This is a genomic window from Achromobacter sp. GbtcB20, from assembly GCF_019091095.1.
GTDB lineage: Bacteria > Pseudomonadota > Gammaproteobacteria > Burkholderiales > Burkholderiaceae_B > Achromobacter > Achromobacter mucicolens.
Genome location: NZ_JAGXJZ010000775.1, coordinates 1 through 245, shown reverse-complemented (window position 1 = coordinate 245; position 245 = coordinate 1). Strand labels below are relative to the sequence as shown.

At 64.5% G+C, this 245-nt stretch carries 1 protein-coding gene; it reads left to right on the top strand.

Going from position 1 to position 245, the window contains the following annotated elements; translation table 11 throughout:
- The coding region (locus KVT32_RS31070) for an ATP-binding cassette domain-containing protein (protein WP_217619529.1) at window positions 1-245 on the top strand (245 nt) is incomplete at both ends.

Genomic DNA, 245 nt, shown 5'->3' with positions numbered 1-245 from the left:
AAACCTGCTGACCGGCGCCTATACGCGCAGCATGAGCCGCGGCGACACCGCCGCCGCGCTTGTACGGGTCTACCAGTATTTCCCGCGCTTGAAGCAGCGGCGCACCAGCCAGTCCGGGTACACCTCGGGCGGCGAGCAGCAGATGACCGCGATCGGCCGCGCGCTGTTGGCCAACCCGAACATGATCCTGCTGGATGAACCGTCGATGGGTCTTGCGCCGCAGATCGTCGAAGAAATCTTCGTGA